Raw genomic sequence first — 16,447 nt, forward strand, 5'->3', positions numbered from 1 at the left:
GAACCGCTTCCGCGCGGCCAACTGGACGCATTGGCGCGCATCGCCGCCGATCGGGCCGCTTACGTCGCGGCGTGCGGCGGCAGTGCGGGCGGCCGTCGGCATCGTTGCATGCGAAACGAAGCGAGGGGCGTGAACGCGGCAGCCCATGCAGGCGCGGCACGCGATGTGCTAATCGTGCTGCACTGCATCACCTGCCGGAAGGGCACGACGCGCAAAACGGGGGCGGCATGCCAGGTGCGGCCGCCGCACGCGCGGAACGGCTCGGGCATCATCGGGAGTCCGGACAGACAAGAAAAAGGAACGACGATGGCAGATACCCCATCGCGACACGAGTCGCTCCCCTCGCTGGACTGGCGCCATCGCGCCGGCGCCGTTTGCGTGATGGCCGCTGCGTGCCTCGCGCTGCCCGCGTGTACCGACATGCAAACCTCGCAGGGCGCGGCGGCGCCCGCCGGCGGCGCGTCGTCGACGGCCGCCGCCAACCCGCCCGAGGCCGTCGCGCCCGAACTGCAGCCGCCGAGCCAGCTCTACGGCGAGCTGTTCACGGCCGTGCAGAGCCAGCAGATCTACCCCGATCAGAAAACCTTCGTCGATTCGACGCCCGATGCCGATCCGGCCACCATCATGCGGCTCTACACGCAGCAGAAGGACAGCCCGGGCTTCTCGCTGCGGGCGTTCGTCACGCAGCACTTCAAGCCGCCCGTCGATCAGGTCGTCACGCCGCCCGCGCATCAGACGCTGCGTGCGCACATCGACTGGCTGTGGCCGCGCCTGACACGCACCACCGACACCGCGCCGCGCTACGGCTCGATGATCCCGCTGCCGAAGCCGTACGTGGTGCCGGGCGGGCGCTTCCGCGAGGGCTACTACTGGGACAGCTATTTCACGATGCTGGGCCTGCAGGAAGCCGGCCACGAGGATCTGGTCGACGACATGCTCGACAATTTCGCTCACCTGATCGATACGGTAGGGCACGTGCCGAACGGCAACCGCACCTACTATGCAAGCCGCTCGCAGCCGCCGTTCTTCGCGTACATGGTCGAGCTGGCCGCGAACAAGGAAGGTAAAGGTGTCTACCAGAAGTACCTGCCCGAACTGCGCAAGGAATACGCGTACTGGATGCGCGGCGAGAACGGCACCGCGCGCGGCAGCGCGAACGCGCACGTGGTGGCGATGCCCGACGGCGCGATCCTGAACCGCTACTGGGACGCGAGCGCCACGCCGCGCGACGAGTCGTATCTGGAAGACGTGCAGACCGCGCACGAAGCGGCCGGCCGCCCGGCGCCCGAGGTCTGGCGCGACCTGCGCGCGGGCGCCGAAAGCGGCTGGGATTTCAGCTCGCGCTGGCTCGGCGACGGCAAGACGCTGTCGACGATCCGTACCACCGCGATCGTGCCGGTCGATCTGAACAGCCTCATGTATCACCTCGAAAAAACCATCGTGACGGGCTGCACGGTCACGCACGACGCGGCCTGCGTGGCCGATTTTTCCGCGCGCGCCGCGCGCCGCGACGCCGCGATCAACCACTGGCTCTGGAACGCCAACGGCTATTACGGCGACTACGACTGGCAGCTCGGCAAGCCGCGCGACGACCTGACCGCCGCCGCGTTGTATCCGCTGTATGCCGGCGTGGCCACGCCCGAGCACGCGATCGAGACGTCGCAGCACGTGCGCGACACGCTCGTGCAGCCGGGTGGGCTGGCCACCACCACCCACAACACCGGCCAGCAATGGGACGCGCCGAACGGCTGGGCGCCGCTGCAGTGGATCGCGGTGGAAGGGCTGTCGCGCTACGGCGAACGCGATCTCGCCGACGACATTGGCCAGCGCTTCCTGAAAGGTGTGAAGGGCGTGTATGGCGGCGAGGGCAAGCTCGTCGAGAAATACGTGGTCGAGGGAACCGGTGTGGGCGGCGGCGGTGGCGGCGAATATCCGCTGCAGGACGGCTTCGGCTGGACCAACGGCGTGACGGAAAAGCTGCTCGACCGTTACGGCCAGTAGCCGATCGACGTGTCTGGCGGCAGCGTAACGTTTGCGCGGCGGCGCAGCGTGGGGGAAGGTGGTTGCGAGCGCAACCACCGTTGCGAAACGGCGGAATTCGCCGTCGATTTCGTCTCGCCCGCGGTGACGCGCGGGAACCGCTCTCTCATGCGGCGCGAGCCGGCGGCGCGCCCGGCTCGCGCCGGGTACGCCGCCTCGCGTTCGCTTACGCGAAAGCGTGCGACGTGGCGGGCACGCCCGGTTGCGGGCTGCGGCGCAGCGTCGGTTCGTCGTGCGGCTCCACGTGCGTCATTGCTGCACCGAACAGCACCATGCGATAGCCGATCGAGTAGATCGGGATGATGCGCATGTTCTTGTCGCAGTCGAGCTTGAGCTTCGAGCGGATGCGCGAGATATGCGTGTCGAGCGTACGCGACGACACGCCCAGTTCGCGGCCCCACACCGCTTCCTGAATCGCCTGGCGCGGCACGATCTTGTTCATGTTGTCGAGCAGGAATTCGACCACGTCGAACTCGCGCGGCGTCATGTCGAGCGTCTGGCCGTCGATCTCGATCGCACGGCGGATGAAGTTGATTTTTATGTTGTCGATGTACAGATATTTGCAATCCATGATGGTCCTCGCAATTCGTCTGATAGGCCCCGGAGCGGAACACCCCTTACTCTGCAAAATCCAGGCCAGCGCCGCCGTGTTTAGCAGCGATGCTCGACAAATTTTAGTAAGCGACTGATTTGAAAGAGGAATTTTGATGCGTCGAGGGGGGCGGCCGGGTGGGCCGGCGTGTCACGTCGTTACGCACTGAAGGTTTGTTACGTAGCAAGCCCCCGGGCGTTACGGGCGCGTAACGTCAGACGTAACGTCGAGGTTGCGTGCGGCGAAACGTTTGCGGGATTTGCGCGCGATGCTGCAACGGCGGCGTGCGATGTGGAGCCGGGGCGCGAGCCTTGCCGGACGTGCGATGACCGAGGGTAAGCCCGGGCTGGCGGAGGGTGGCGAAGCAGGGGTCGAAACCGGGCGCGATGCGCTCAGGTTTGCATGGCGTGAGAGCTTGAGGGAAGGCGATCGTGCGAGGCGATTTGACGACGCCCGACGCGAAGCCGGGCGTGCGAGACGATGCGCGAAGCGATCAGACGACGGTCGTGAAGCCGCGATTTTCGGCTTGCGTGGCGCAGCGTTCGACCGCCTGCAGGTGCCAGGCGCCGCGTGCCGACTGCCCGCCGAGCTGCGCGTCGCCGCGCCCGTCGGCCGACGTGCTGCCGATCACCTGATCGATCGACAGCCCCTGCAACTGGCACAGTGCCTCGCCACCATCGGCCGCACACAGCGCGACCGCGCCTTCCACATGCCTGACCTTCCCCCAGCGCGGCAGATCGATGCCCTGATGCGCCTCGCGCGACCAAAGCTGCTCGTCCGTGTCGACCCAGAGAACCGCGAACGATGACTGGTGCGTGGTTTGACTGCTTCCGTTGATTCGAATCGTGAGGCGCATGAGGGTCGTCTCCTGGATCGCGTGCTTTGGGATTGGAGTAAACAGTCTAGGATTCATTCAGCTAAACGCAAGGTACGCGCTCGATGAAATTGCCGCACCGGGAAGGCTGCCGCCATAGGTTGCCTGCATCGTCGCGTGCGTTGCGCGGCGGTTGCGTGCAAATGATGGGGAGAACGAACCGATCAAGAGGTGCGATGTCTGCTCAGTACGCCGCGATACCGAGGGGAATGCTCGGCTCTCCTGACGAATCGGCGGGCAGTGCGCGGCGGATGGAAAACGGCAAGACGGCAAGGCGGGGGTAAGGATGCCGCTCAGTTCGGCGTGGCGATCGTCAGCAGGCGGTCGAGCGCGGTATACACATCGCGCAGGGTGTCGGTGCCGAGTTGCTGTTCGAGTTGGCGGTATTGGTCGTCGATGCGCGGCGCGATCTTGCGCACGAGTTGGCGGCTGCGTTCGGTCAGCGCGACCAGCAGGCGGCGCTGATCTTCGGTCGAGCGCATTCGTGTGATCAAACCGTCGCGTTCGAGCCGTTCGAGCACGCCGGTCAGGCTGGGGCTGAGAATGCAGCAGCGCTTGGCGATCTGCCCGGCTTCGAGCTCGCCCTTCGGCTCGCCATCGAGAAGGCGGATGATCCGCCATTGCTGCTCGGTCAGCGACACTTCCTTGAGGATGGGTCGGAAGCGGCCCATCAGCGTTTCGCGGGCTTCGAGCAGCAGCATCGTCAGATTGCGATGGTCAATCGTGCGAGTCATGTAAATCGATTCTGGTGTTGCAAGCGAGGTAACAATCTTAACAGGACGAAATGTGTCCTATGCAATCTGATTTGTGGAAATTTGGCAGTCGTTGCAAGCGAAAACATGAATGAATTAAGCATTTTGCACGCGACATTGTTAAATTTCATTAGATGTACTTGCGATATCGGTTTTACGGATTTGGAAAAAAAGCGGCGGCCGTGAAGGCCGCCGTCGAGTGTGCGAACGTTCGTGCGGGCGCAGGCCCGCACGCGCGTGATGCGTCAGAAGCGCTGCTGGATACCCACCGTCGCGCCGACCTGGTTGCCCGCGTAGCCCACCAGGTCGCGCGAGACGCTGGTGTTCTGCCCATGTTTCGCGATCGCGAAGCCGCCCGATGCGTACAGCACCGTGCGCTTCGACAGCGCGTAGTTGGCGCGCAGCGAAACCAGCGTGGGGTCGGCGTCGGTGCCGCCCTTGAGGTCCTGGTGATAGACCGCGCCGATCAGCGAGAAGGTCGGCGTGAACTGATACGCACCGCCGATCCAGTAGGTGTCGCTCAATTGCGTGGCGCCCGCGGCGTGCAGGGTGCGGCGATAGTTGCGGTAGCCGGCCATGGTCTTGAGCTTGCCGAAGTCGTAGCTGAGGCCCGCGTGGATCTGCTGTGCGTAGTTGACCGGATCGGCCGGGCTCACGCTGTCGTTCGCGCCGTTCTGGCGGTCGAACGTGACCACCGCCGCGAACGGGCCGTGCTCGTAGCCGCCGGCCACGCCGTATTTCGAGCTGGATTTCACGCTGCCCGGCGTGTTGCCGAGGCCCACCATCGCGCCGAAGCGGAAGTCGCCCAGTTCGCCGTCGTAGCGCACCGCGTTCGAGGCGCGTGTGAACAGGCCGTCCTTGCGGTTGCCGGTGGCGGTCGAGCTGGTGGCCCACGAATAGTTCTGCGCATAGCCCATCGGGTCGAACGGCAGCAGATAGTCGTAGGTCACGGTGAAGTTGCGGCCGAGCGTCAGCTCGCCCCACTTGCCCTTCAGGCCCACCGTGGCGCGGCGCGCGAAGATGCCGTCGGGGCCGTCGTCGAAGCTGCCGTTGGCGATGTCGATGCCGCTTTCGAGCCGGAACACGGCCTGCAGCCCGCCGCCGAGATCCTCGCTGCCGCGCAGGCCCCAGCGCGAAGTGTTCTTCGTGCCCGAACGCAGCTTGAACGCGTCGCCGCCTTGCGGCCCGGCGTGGCTGGTGTATTCGAGGCCCGCGTCCATGATGCCGTAGAGCGTGACGGACGAAACGGCCTGCGCGGCGGGGGCCAGCACAGCCAACGTGGCGGCGAGCGAGGCGGCCAGCGCCGGGCGCGTCAGGGCGGGGCGGTGAATCGGTTTCATGACGGCGTGTCTCCAGTGTTGTGGTGTTATGGGTTTGATAAGGACTGCGATTAAATTGGAGCGCTCGCCGCTGCCGGGTGTGCAGCAGTGGCGGGCGCGAAGGTGCGGGAGAAGGGCGACTGGGCGGCTGCCGTGATCGAATCGATCAACGGTGACTGACCGCAATCGATTGCCATCGACTGCGACCGGCTGCAGCAGGCTGCGATCGACCATGACCGGCAGCGCCCGACAGCGCCCGACAGCGCCCGACAGCGCCCGGCAGCGCCCGACAGCGACCGACAGCGACCGGCAGCGCCCGACAGCAACCGACAGCGACCGACAGCGACCGGCAGCGACCGGCAGCGACCGGCAGCAACCAACCGCAACCAGCGCAATCCGCCCTGACTCAGCCCGCCGCTGAAAATGCCCAGCAATCGTTGGCCGGGAATTCCAGCCAGTGCGGGCCGGCCGCGCGCGGCACCTGGCCGAACGCGCGCAGGCGCAGCTCGCCGCAATGGAACAGGTATTCCCAGCGGTCGCCCAGGTACATCGACGTCACCAGTTCCGCACGCAGCCGGTTCGCGCCGGGCGCGTCGGCCACCTGCACGCGTTCGAGGCGGATCACCGCCTGGGCCTGCTGGCCCGGCGTGAGCGTGTCGCGCGCGAGCGCCTGCAGTTGCCAGCCGTCGCCGGCCAGGGTGACGGTGTCGCCGGCCACCGCATCGACGCGCGCCTCGATGCGGTTGTTGCTGCCCATGAATTCGGCGGTGTAGAGCGAGCGCGGCGCGCCGTACAGCTCGGCCGGCGTGCCTTCCTGTTCGATGCGGCCGTTGCGCAGCAGCAGGATGCGGTCCGACATCGCCATCGCCTCGGCCTGATCGTGCGTGACGCAAAGCGCCGACAGCCCGAGCGAGACGATCAGCTCGCGCAGCCAGGCGCGCGCCTCTTCGCGCAGTTTCGCGTCGAGGTTCGAGAGCGGCTCGTCGAGCAGGATCACGGGCGGGTTGTAGACCAGCGCGCGGGCGATCGCGACGCGCTGCTGCTGACCACCCGACAACTGATGCGGATAGCGCGCGGCGAGATGGCCGAGGCCGAGCTGATCGAGCGCGGCCTGCACGCGTTGCCTGATCTCCGCGCCCGCCACGCGGCGCAGCTTCAGCCCGTAGCCGACGTTATCCGCCACCGTGCGGTGCGGCCACAGCGCGTAGGACTGGAACACCAGCCCGAGCGAGCGTTCCTCCACCGGCAGGTTGACGCCGCGCGCGCCGTCGAAGAAGGTGCGCGCATCGAGCGCGATGCGGCCGTCGTGCGGCTGTTCGAGGCCGGCCACCGCGCGCAGCAGCGTGGTCTTGCCGCTGCCCGACGCGCCGAGCAGGCACACCACCTCGCCGGCCTTCAGTTCGAACGACACGCCCTTGAGAATCGGATTGGCGCCGTAGCTGAGAAACAGGTTGTCGACGCAGAGCTTATCCATGAAGTTTGACTCCGAAACGCAGGGCCACGCCGAGACCGGCGCCGACCATGGCGATGTTGATGACGGACAGGGCGGCCACCTGATCGACCGCGCCCGTGGCCCACAGCGAGACGAGCAGCGCGCCGATCACCTCGGTGCCGGGCGACAGCAGATAAACGGCCGTGGAATATTCGCGCTCGAAGATCATGAAGATCAGCAGCCACGCGGCCAGCAGGCCGAAGCGCACCAGCGGCAGCGTCACGTCGAGCGAGACGCGCGCGCGGCTCGCGCCCACGCTGCGGCCGGCTTCCTCCAGTTCGGGGCCGACCTGCATCAGCGCGCTCTGAATCAGCCGCATGCCGTACGCGAGCCATACCACCGTGTAGGCGATCCAGATGCTCCACATCGAGTTCTTCAACTCGCGCAGCCCCGGCACGAACAGGAAGATCCACAGGAACGCGAGGCCGGCCAGCAGCCCCGGCACCGCGCGCGGCAGCAGCACCATGTAGTCGAGCAGGCGCGTGGCCCAGTCGTTGCGTCGGTGGCCGGCAAATGCGACCAGCGTGTAGAAGCCCACCGCCAGCGCACCGCCGATCACGCCGATGCCGAGCGTGTTGAGGATCGCGCGCACCAGGTTGTCCTGATCGAACAGCTCGACGAAGTTGCCGAGCGTCAGCACCTCGGCCAGCGCCACGCCCTCGCCCCAGTTCGTCACGAACGCGCGCAGCACGATGCCCGAGATCGGCACCACCACCGTCAGCGCGAGCCACAGCATCACGATCGCGAGCGCGAGCCAGCGCCAGCCGCCGAGCGGCAGCACCGTCGAGCGGCCGGCCTTGCCCTTCACCGTGACGAAGCGGTTCGCGCTCTTCAGCAGCCGGCGTTGCAGCAGCACGAGCGGGAACGTGATCGCGACGATGCAGATTGCCACCGCCGCCATCAGGTGATATGACGGCACGCCGAGCTTGTTGGTCAGCTTGTAGAGGTAGGTGGCCAGCACCAGGTGCCCTTCCGGGTCGCCGAGCACGAGCGGCAGGCCGAACACCTCGAAGCCGAGGAAGAACACCAGCACGCCCGCGAACAGCAGCGCCGGCAGCGTCATCGGCAGGCTCACGTCGAGCGCCACGCGGAACGGCCGCGCGCCCGCCACGCGGGCCGCTTCCTCGACGTCCGAGCCGAGGTTGCGCAGCGCCGCCGACGCGTACAGATACACGTGCGGCACGTGCGTGAGGCCCACGATCAGCGTGATGGCCGCGATCGAATAGATGTGCCACGGCACCGTGTCGAAGCCGGTCAGTTGCTTGAACCACACCGAGTAGAAGCCCACCGGGCCAGCCGCCACCACGTAGCCGAACGCCAGCACCATCGGCGAGACGAACACCGGCGTGAGCAGCAGCGGTTCGAGCCAGCGGCGGCCGGGCAGATCGGTGCGCACCATCAGGAACGCGAGGATGCCGCCGAGCGGGATCGAGATGAACAGCATGCCGCCCGCGATCACGAACGAATTGCGGGTGGCCGACCAGAAATCAGGATCACTGAAGATGAAGCGGAAGCCGTCGATGCCGAGCGTGCGGTTCGCATCGAAGAACGGCGCCGACAGCAGGCTCTGGAACAGGATGAAGCCGAGCGGCAGCGCCACCGCCACGGTTAGCACCGCGACGACGATCCAGCGCAGCACGCCGGCCAGCGGCTTCAGGCCGCCGCCGTGCGGGGCGGGCGTGCCCGCGCCGGGGCGCGGGGGCGGCGCGGCCTTCGCGGCGCCGGGAGGACTGGTGGTGAGCATGAGTTCGCCCCTGCGGCCGCGCGGGCCGCATCGAGAGTGGGAAGGGGAGCGTGCGCGCGAACGCGCACCGGGCAGGGCGGCCGGGCCGCTGCGTCAGGCCCGACGCGGCTTGAGCACTTGAATCAGCGCTTGATCGCGGCCTGCCATTGCTTGAGGAACGCGAGGCGCTTGGCCTGGTCGAGATAGACCAGCAGGCCCGCGCCGATCTGGATCGGCTTGAGCGAGGCGCCGAGCGTCTGGGTCAGCGCCGTCATCGAGGTTTCGCCGGTCACGTCTGAGCGGATCGAATACAGGTTGGCCTGGTTCGCGATCAGCGTCTGGCCGCGCTGCGAGAGCAGGTAATCCACCCACAGCCGCGCCGCGTTCGGGTTCTTCGCCTGCTTCGAGATGGTGGCGAGCCGGCTCACGACCTGCGTGTAGTCGCGCGGAAGCACATAGCCGATCGATTTGTCCTTCTTCGCCTTTGCGTAGGCATACGAACCGATGATGTTGTAGCCGATCAGGTTCTCGCCCGACGAGATCCGCTCCATCATCGCGCCGGTGCTCGATTGCAGCTTCGGCCCGGTCGCGCCGATCGCGCGCACCAGGTCCCAGGTGACGGTTTCGTTGACGTGTGCGTCCTGCGTCAGGTAGTTGAAGCCCACGCCCGATTTCTCGATGTCGTAGGTCGTGACCTTGCCCTTGAAGCGCTCGGGCTGCGATTGCAGCAGCTTGATCAGTTCGGCGCGCGTCTTCGGCACTTCGTTCTCGGCGATCAGGCGCTTGTTGTAGACGATCGCGAGCGGCTCGAACGTGGTGCCGTAGGCCTGGCGCTGGTAGTGCGCCCAGGCGGGGATGTTGGCCGCTTCCGGCGAATCGTAGGCGGCCATCAGGCCGTCGTTGACGAGCTTGACCTGGAGATCCATGGCCGAGCTCCACAGCACGTCGGCGCTGGTGCTCTTCGCCGCGTTCTCGCTGATGTAGCGGTTGTACAGCTCGGTGCTGTTCATGTCGTTGTATTCGACCTTGACGCCGTACAGGCTTTCGAAATCCTTGATCAGCGGGCGCACCAGGCTGGTGTCGGTGGTCGAGTAGACGATCAGCTTGCCTTCCTGTCTGGCCGCATCGATCACGCCCTGGTAGTTACCCGGATAACCGGCCGGCGCTTGCGCGGCGGCGTTGCTGGCGGCGAGCGCCGACGCCAGGGCGAGCGCGGTGAAAGCGGTGAGCGCGGCCGTGACGCCGGACTTTGCATGCAGCATGTCTTCCTCCAGATGCCCGCCGACGGGCGGGACGATGTTTGTTTGTGTGGAGCGGATCGTAAGCGTCAGGTACTTTCAGTCTGCTTTCGTTTCGGGCCACAATAGCGTCCGTTTCGTCATGGATTTCCCGAGGTCGTCATGCGCGTGCTGCTGGTCGAAGACAATCCCTCCCTCGCGCAGTCGCTGTCCGACGCGCTGTCGGCCGCGCGCTACACGGTCGATCGGATGGCCGACGGCGAGGCCGCCGACCACGTGCTGCGCACCCAGGATTACGCGCTCGTGATCCTCGATCTCGGGCTGCCGAAGCTCGACGGGCTGGAGGTGCTGCGGCGCATGCGGGCGCGGCGCAACGCGGCGCCGGTGCTGATCCTGACCGCGCACGGCTCGGTCGAGGATCGCGTGCGCGGGCTGAACCTCGGCGCCGACGACTACCTCGCCAAGCCGTTCGATCTCACCGAGCTGGAAGCGCGGGTGCGGGCGCTGATCCGGCGCAGCGCCGGCCACGAGCAGGCGCGCATCGCATGCGGGCCGCTCGAATTCGATGGCGTCGGCGGCGGCTTCCGGCTGGCCGGCGAACCGCTCGCGCTGACGCCGCGCGAGCGCGCCGTGCTGGAGGTACTGATCCTGCGCAACGGCCGCGCGATCAACAAGGAAGCGCTGTCCGAGAAGATCTTCGGCATCGACGAATCGGTCAACGCCGATGCGATCGAGATCTACGTGTATCGGCTGCGCAGGAAGCTCGAAGGGCGCGGGGTGGCGATCGTCACGCTGCGCGGGCTCGGCTATCTGCTCGAAGCGAAGGACGACGAAGCCAGCCCGGACGCGGGCGGCGCATCGTGAGGCGCCTGAACCTGCGCATGCAGGTGGCGCTGTGGCTGCTCGTGCCGTTGCTCGGCCTGCTGGTGCTCGATTCCTGGCTGACCTACCAGCGCGCGATGAGTGCGGCGCATATCGCGTTCGACCGCACGCTGGCCTCGTCGCTGAAATCGATTCGCGAAGGCGTGCGGCTCGATCAGGGCGACGTGATCGTCGACCTGCCCTATCTGGCCCTGGAGATGTTCGAATCGAACGACGGCGGCAAGATCTACTACCAGATCCGCGAGGATGGCGGGCGCACCGTGACCGGCTATGCCGACCTGCCGCAGCCGCCGCTTTCGGCCGAGCCGTTTCGCGCGACGTTCTACGACGCGGTGTATCGCGGCGAGCAGTTGCGGATGGCCGCGCTGCGCCTGCCGGTGCACGACGTGCCCACCGCGCAGACGCGCATGGTGCTGGTGATGGTGGGCGAGACGATCGAGGCGCGTCAGGCGCTCGCGCGCGAGATCCTGACCGGCTCGCTGAAGCAGGAAGCGCTGCTGATCGTGCTGGCGCTCGGCATCGTATGGTTCGGCGTGTCGCGCGGGTTGCGGCCGCTGTCGCGGCTGTCGGCCACGGTGGCGGCGCGTGCCGACGACGACCCGTCGCCGCTGCCGGCCGACGGCATGCCGGCCGAAATCGCGCCGCTCGTCGAATCGATCAACCAGTACATCGCGCGCACCCAGCGCATGCAGGGTGCGCGGCGGCGGTTCTTCACCGATGCCGCGCATCAATTGAAGACGCCGCTCGCGGCCGTGCAGGCCGGTGTCGAACTCGCGCAGCGGCCCGCCGAAGCGGCGCGTGCCGCCGATCATCTGCGGCGCGCGAACGGCGCGGTGCGGCAGGCGGCGAAGATCGTCCAGCAGTTGCTGTCGCTGTCGCGGCTCGAATCGGACGGGGCCGCCGCCATCGAGCGGCGGCGCGTGCCCTTGCACCGGCTCGCGCGCAGCGCCACGCTCGACTGGTCGCCGGTGGCGCGTGCGCGTGGCATCGACCTGGGCTTCGAGCACGAGGCCGACGTCGACGTGATCGCGCGCGCGGACCTGCTGACCGACCTGATCGGCAACCTGGTCGACAACGCGATCCGCTATGCGGGCGACGGCGCGGTGGTGACGGTGCGGGTGGGGCGCGATGCGGAGGGTGGGCACGGCGCGCGGCTTGCCGTGATCGACGACGGGCCGGGCATCGCCGCGCACGAGCGCGACGCGGTGTTCGAGCGCTTCTATCGCAGCTCGGCCACCGAATCGGTGGAAGGCTCGGGTTTGGGACTGTCGATCGTGCGCGAGATCGTGCGCGTGCACGATGGCGCGATCGAGTTGGGCGATACGCCGGGCGGCGGCCTGACGGTGACGGTCAGGCTGCCCGGCGCGCCGGAGGACACGGAGGCCGCGCGCGGCTGAACGCTGCCGAACGCGCGGCGTGCGTCAGGCGTCGAAGCCGATCTCCGCATCAAGCGTCTGGCCCACTTCGAGCACGCCCACGCCCGCGCCGGCCAGCACCGCGTGCTTGCCGAACGTCAGTTCGCCGTCGAATTGCGCGCTGCCTCGGTAGGTGCTCATGGTGTCGAGCGGTTCGTACGGATGCGCCGGGTTCGGGCCGCCGAGCTGTTGATCGATGGCCGGAATCGGGCAGCGCGTGCACAGCTTCACGAGCCGCAGCCGGATCGTGCCGGCCTCGGCCTCGATGTCGAGATGCTCGACGTAGTCTTCCTCGTAAGCCTCCAGCCCCGAGATCACGAGGTTCGGACGGAAACGATCCATGCCGACCGACGGCACGCCGCGCTGGCCGAGCCGCGCGTTGAGGTCGTCGAGCGAAGACTGGCCGACCACCATCACCGGGAAGCCGTCGGCGAACTGCGTGTGCGTGACGATTTCGCCGGTCCACTGGCGGTTGACCTCGCGGCGCACGTCGGGCGAGAAGCGCACGAGCCGCGCCGGCACGCCCAGATACGCGCCGAACCATTGCGCCGTGGCCTCGCCCGTATCGAGCGCCTGCACGGTGTTGCGCCAGATCGTGACGGCCAGCGTGGGTGCGCCATCGAGCGCGTGCGCGTCGAGCGGCGTGTGCAGCGTCGGCATGCCGGGCGCGTCGATCGCGAGCGTATCCTCGCCGATCGTCACGCGCACCAGCGCCAGTTTGGCGTGCTCGCGCTGCGTGATCATCGCGCCCGACGGCTCGACCACCATCCAGCCGCGATCATGTTCGAGGCCGCTTTCGAGCAGGCGAGCGCGCACGAGCGAGATGCCCGCGCAGGATTTGATCGGATAGATGAACAGTTCGCTGAGGGTCGGCATGGCGGTGGCGCGCGGCGCGCAGGGCGGATCGTAAAGCGGGATTTTGCCAGATCGCCCGCGCCTTGCCTTGCCGTGCGCGGTGCTCAGGCCGCGCCGAGCGGGAAGCTGCGGTCGAACGTGGGCATGACGTCCAGCGGCTGCCGCAGCAGGCCGACCTTGCGATAGAAATCGGCGGTGGCCTGCTGCTCGGCGATTAGCGGCGCTTCGATCGGCAACCACTGCGTCTTGCGGCGCTCGAACTGGAGCCTTGCCGCCGCCTCCGAAATGCCGATGATGCGCGCGAGCGTGGCCGAGAACGCGTCGGCGTGCTGGTACGACCACACCTGCGCGCGCGCCACGCGCTGCACGAAGTCGTGCAGTACCGGGCGCTTCGCGGCGATCGCCGCATCGGTCGCGGCCACGTAGCTGAGGCCCGACGACAGCCCGCGCCCATTGACCAGCACACGCGCGCGATGACTGGTTTCGGCCAGCGCCGTGTACGGTTCCCACGTTGCCCAGGCGTCGATCGAGCCGGTGCTCAACGCCAGCATCGTGTCGGCCGGCTGCAGGAAGCGGAAATCGACGGCCGTGGGCGGCAGGCCGGCCGCATCGAGCGCCTTCAGCGCCACGTAATGGCCGATCGAGCCGCGCGTGGTGCCGATCCGCTTGCCCTTCAGATCGGCGGCCGTGTGCAGCGTCGAGTCCGGCGCGACCATCACGGCGGTTCCGTAGGGGTCCGAACGGTTGGCCGCGATCGCCTTCACGCGTGCGCCGCCCGACAGCGCGAAGATCAACGGCGCGTCGCCGATCGGGCCGAGGTCGACGGCGCCGGCATTCAGCGCCTCGCCGAGCGGCGCGGCGGCCGGGAATTCGGTCCATTCGATGTCGTAGGGCAGGCCGTTCAGCGCGCCGGCCGCTTCGAGCAGCGCGCGCAGGCCGCCCTTCTGGTCGCCGGCCTTCAGCGTGACGCGCGGGCCGCCTTGCGCGAAGGCCAGCGTGCCGAACGCGGGCAGGGCGGCCAGCCCGGCGGCCGCGCCGGTGGATTGCAGGAAGCGTCGTCGGCTGCGCGAGTGGGCCTGGGTCATGGGTTGGAGTCCTTGTCGATGAATGGGATATCGGAAAACGGGGAAAGTGGCCATGACGCCACTTCAGAAGGTTGCGCTGACGGCGGCGCTCTCCCAACACAACGGAAAACGTCAGCAGCGCCTTCAAGACGCGGAATTGCCGCAAGGTGACGACAGAAAGAAGAGTTAATCGGTGAATCGCGATGCAAGGGCGGACCATCGATATAAGGTAATGAAGATCGAGAAAACGGATTCATTGTTTCAGGTCATGGCGTCGCGCTGCGTTTTTCGTTCATTGTCTCGAAGCTCTGCTTATCAACAGTTCGCTCAATCCATTGAAGAAGAAAACCGGTATGCCAATTCCAGCGCATATGTGGCTCAAAGACGATGGCGGCGCAGTCATAAAGGGATCATCGATCGTCCAGGGTCGAGAGGGAAGTGCGGTAGATCACGGCGAATGGTTCGCGCTGTATAGGGATGACGGTCTCATCGATGATTTCACCTGGATCAACGGCGTACGGCGCGGCCAATTCCGGTTGCATCCGGCAGGGGGCCGAGGTATTTCGCTTGGCTGCATCACCCTGCCGAGCCGTGTCGACTTCCAGAGAATTCGTACCGCCCTGCGGCATACCGTGCAAATTTCCGCGCGAACTTCGGGGCTTCGTGCCTATGGAACGATCGAGGTCATCACGTATGGCAACACTTGTCCGTAGGCTGTTCAAGGTGGCATTGTTTGTCGGCCTGTTCTGGATTTCCGTGCCCTACGTTCACACCTACCCCATACCCATGCCGGAAAGCCAGGCGCTCGCCTGGTTGCACATCGCGAATCGGGTTGGCATTCGCGATCCGGACGATTTGTATATCCCGTTCGTACTGCTGGCCAATCTGATCGTGGCGACGCTTGCCTACGTGACGATCATGAAGCTGTGGCGCTACGTTCGGCGTTAGCTTGGGCATTGGCAGGCGTAATTCAATCAATGCGGATAGCCACCCTGAATGTTCGACACGGGTTCCGCATCTATGCGCGCGAGCAGCGTGTCGATACCGCCCGGTGCATTGGCCGGGTTGCCCGATGCCCCATTGCGTGCCGCCGCCGCGCGTTCGCGATCGGCCTCGACGCCGCACATCAGGTTCGCGTCGGACCAGCGCGCGCCGGGCGCGGCCGCCGCGCGCAGCCAGCCGTCGCGATCGGCGATCAGCTCCGCACCCGCGAACGCGGCGGCGGGCCGGTCGGCGATGGTCGAGAAGATCGTCCACGCGCCGGGTGTGACGGCCGTGCAGGTGGCGCGCGGGCCGTCGGCCGGAACCTGCGTGGGCGGGCGGCTGTCGCGCGTGAGCAGCAGCGTTTGCCAGCGGGCATCCTCGAACGGCGGCACGGCGCCGGCATCGAGCGCGACGATCCGCACGCGCTGGCCGCTGCGCCAATGCGAGAGCGTTTGCGTGGCGCCGTCGGCGCATCGCACATCGAGCGCGGGGATCGGCAGCGGCACCGGCCAGCCCGCGCCGCTTTCGCTGCCGCCGGCGGCGGACAGCACGCGCAGGTAATCGAGCGCGGCCCAGATGTCGCGATCGTCGAGCCGGCCCGCGAACGCCGGCATGGTGGTGTGGCCGTCGCGGTCGTGCATGCCGGCCGCGACGTGCCAGAACAGTTCGCCGTCGAGCCGGCGCGCGAGCAACGGCCCGGCCACGGTGGGCGGCCACACCGGCAGCGCATCGGCTTGCGGGCCGTCGCCGCGCCCGCTCGCGCCGTGGCAGGCGATGCAGTGCTGCGCATAGACCTGCGCGCCGTGCAGCGTGGTGGCGACCGAGAATTCGGCCGGCGAGGCCTGGAAACTGGTGGGCGCGGCCGGCGTGAGCCACAGCGCGGCGGGCGGCCACGGCGCGAACCACGCGGCGGCCAGCGCGCAGGCGGCCAGCGGCCAGCGCGCGCGGCGCCACAGCAGCGCGGCCAGCGCGAGCAGCAGGGCCAGCGTGCTCGCGATCAGCGCGAAGCCCACCTCGCGCGCGAGCCCGCGATCGATCGCCAGCGTTTCGGTGGCGACGCGCCGGCTCCACGGCCAGGCGGCCTGGCCGTGGCTGCGGCCGGCCAGGCCGAGCGCGTCGGCCAGCCCGCCGAGCGCGACCTGGCCGTCATGCAGCGCCGCCAGCAGCGGGTTCAGCCAGAGTTCGGGCGCGGCGCTCATCGCGATGCGCCCTCGCGG

At 67.6% G+C, this 16,447-nt stretch carries 14 protein-coding genes and 1 pseudogene; 5 read left to right on the top strand and 10 right to left on the bottom strand.

The window, feature by feature from the left end:
- Positions 1–306: 306 nt before the first annotated feature.
- A complete protein-coding gene (gene treA, locus AB4851_RS07975; protein ID WP_414446723.1) occupies positions 307–2,001 on the top strand; it encodes an alpha,alpha-trehalase TreA in 1,695 nt (564 codons plus the stop codon).
- A gap of 205 nt (positions 2,002–2,206) precedes the next feature.
- Here treA and AB4851_RS07980 read toward each other — a convergent pair whose 3' ends face one another.
- The 7 genes from AB4851_RS07980 to AB4851_RS08010 all read right to left on the bottom strand — a co-directional run bounded on the left by AB4851_RS07980 (position 2,207) and on the right by AB4851_RS08010 (position 10,054).
- Positions 2,207–2,611 carry a winged helix-turn-helix domain-containing protein gene (locus AB4851_RS07980; protein WP_414440030.1) on the bottom strand — a complete coding sequence of 135 codons (405 nt, stop codon included), beginning with the start codon at positions 2,609–2,611 and terminating at the stop codon, positions 2,207–2,209.
- 514 nt (positions 2,612–3,125) lie between these two features.
- Positions 3,126–3,488, bottom strand: coding sequence for a DUF3564 family protein (locus AB4851_RS07985; RefSeq protein WP_414446724.1), 363 nt, complete (start codon positions 3,486–3,488; stop codon positions 3,126–3,128).
- 311 nt (positions 3,489–3,799) lie between these two features.
- Entirely contained in the window at positions 3,800–4,240 is a 441-nt protein-coding gene (hpaR, locus tag AB4851_RS07990; RefSeq protein WP_414446725.1) for a homoprotocatechuate degradation operon regulator HpaR, read from the bottom strand.
- A gap of 263 nt (positions 4,241–4,503) precedes the next feature.
- The gene (locus AB4851_RS07995) at positions 4,504–5,598 is read right to left on the bottom strand and encodes a porin (protein ID WP_414446726.1); all 1,095 of its coding nucleotides are present in this window, start codon (positions 5,596–5,598) and stop codon (positions 4,504–4,506) included.
- Positions 5,599–5,983: 385 nt separating this feature from the next.
- Entirely contained in the window at positions 5,984–7,051 is a 1,068-nt protein-coding gene (locus AB4851_RS08000) for an ABC transporter ATP-binding protein (protein ID WP_414440026.1), read from the bottom strand.
- Positions 7,044–8,813, bottom strand: a complete 1,770-nt coding sequence (locus tag AB4851_RS08005) for an ABC transporter permease (protein ID WP_414446727.1) — start codon at positions 8,811–8,813, stop codon at positions 7,044–7,046. The genes AB4851_RS08000 and AB4851_RS08005 overlap by 8 nt, the downstream gene beginning before the upstream one ends.
- A 122-nt stretch (positions 8,814–8,935) precedes the next feature.
- Positions 8,936–10,054 carry an ABC transporter substrate-binding protein gene (locus tag AB4851_RS08010; RefSeq protein ID WP_414446728.1) on the bottom strand — a complete coding sequence of 373 codons (1,119 nt, stop codon included), beginning with the start codon at positions 10,052–10,054 and terminating at the stop codon, positions 8,936–8,938.
- A 138-nt stretch (positions 10,055–10,192) separates the two neighbouring features.
- Between AB4851_RS08010 and AB4851_RS08015 the strand changes: the two genes are divergently transcribed.
- A complete protein-coding gene (locus AB4851_RS08015) occupies positions 10,193–10,894 on the top strand; it encodes a response regulator (RefSeq protein WP_414446729.1) in 702 nt (233 codons plus the stop codon).
- Positions 10,891–12,309 carry a sensor histidine kinase N-terminal domain-containing protein gene (locus AB4851_RS08020; protein WP_414446730.1) on the top strand — a complete coding sequence of 473 codons (1,419 nt, stop codon included), beginning with the start codon at positions 10,891–10,893 and terminating at the stop codon, positions 12,307–12,309. Before AB4851_RS08015 ends, AB4851_RS08020 begins: the two co-directional genes overlap by 4 nt.
- Positions 12,310–12,333: 24 nt before the next feature.
- Here AB4851_RS08020 and AB4851_RS08025 read toward each other — a convergent pair whose 3' ends face one another.
- Both AB4851_RS08025 and AB4851_RS08030 read right to left on the bottom strand, forming a co-directional pair.
- Positions 12,334–13,203, bottom strand: a complete 870-nt coding sequence (locus AB4851_RS08025) for an MOSC domain-containing protein (RefSeq protein WP_414446731.1) — start codon at positions 13,201–13,203, stop codon at positions 12,334–12,336.
- Between the two features lie 83 nt (positions 13,204–13,286).
- Positions 13,287–14,267, bottom strand: coding sequence for an ABC transporter substrate-binding protein (locus tag AB4851_RS08030; RefSeq protein ID WP_414446732.1), 981 nt, complete (start codon positions 14,265–14,267; stop codon positions 13,287–13,289).
- A 413-nt stretch (positions 14,268–14,680) separates the two neighbouring features.
- Between AB4851_RS08030 and AB4851_RS08035 the strand changes: the two are divergent.
- Both AB4851_RS08035 and AB4851_RS08040 read left to right on the top strand, forming a co-directional pair.
- Positions 14,681–14,959, top strand: a pseudogene (locus AB4851_RS08035) (tlde1 domain-containing protein); the annotation flags it as partial.
- On the top strand, positions 14,940–15,194 hold the full coding sequence (locus AB4851_RS08040; RefSeq protein ID WP_414446733.1) for a hypothetical protein: 255 nt from the start codon (positions 14,940–14,942) through the stop codon (positions 15,192–15,194). The pseudogene AB4851_RS08035 and the gene AB4851_RS08040, both read left to right, overlap by 20 nt.
- A 26-nt stretch (positions 15,195–15,220) precedes the next feature.
- On the opposite strand, the gene AB4851_RS08045 is transcribed toward AB4851_RS08040, so the two are convergent.
- Positions 15,221–16,429: a c-type cytochrome gene (locus AB4851_RS08045; RefSeq protein ID WP_414446734.1), complete on the bottom strand. Its 1,209-nt coding sequence runs from the start codon at positions 16,427–16,429 to the stop codon at positions 15,221–15,223.
- Positions 16,430–16,447 lie beyond the last annotated feature (18 nt).

This window comes from Burkholderia sp. 22PA0099 (assembly GCF_047497165.1).
In the GTDB taxonomy this organism is placed as follows: domain Bacteria; phylum Pseudomonadota; class Gammaproteobacteria; order Burkholderiales; family Burkholderiaceae; genus Burkholderia.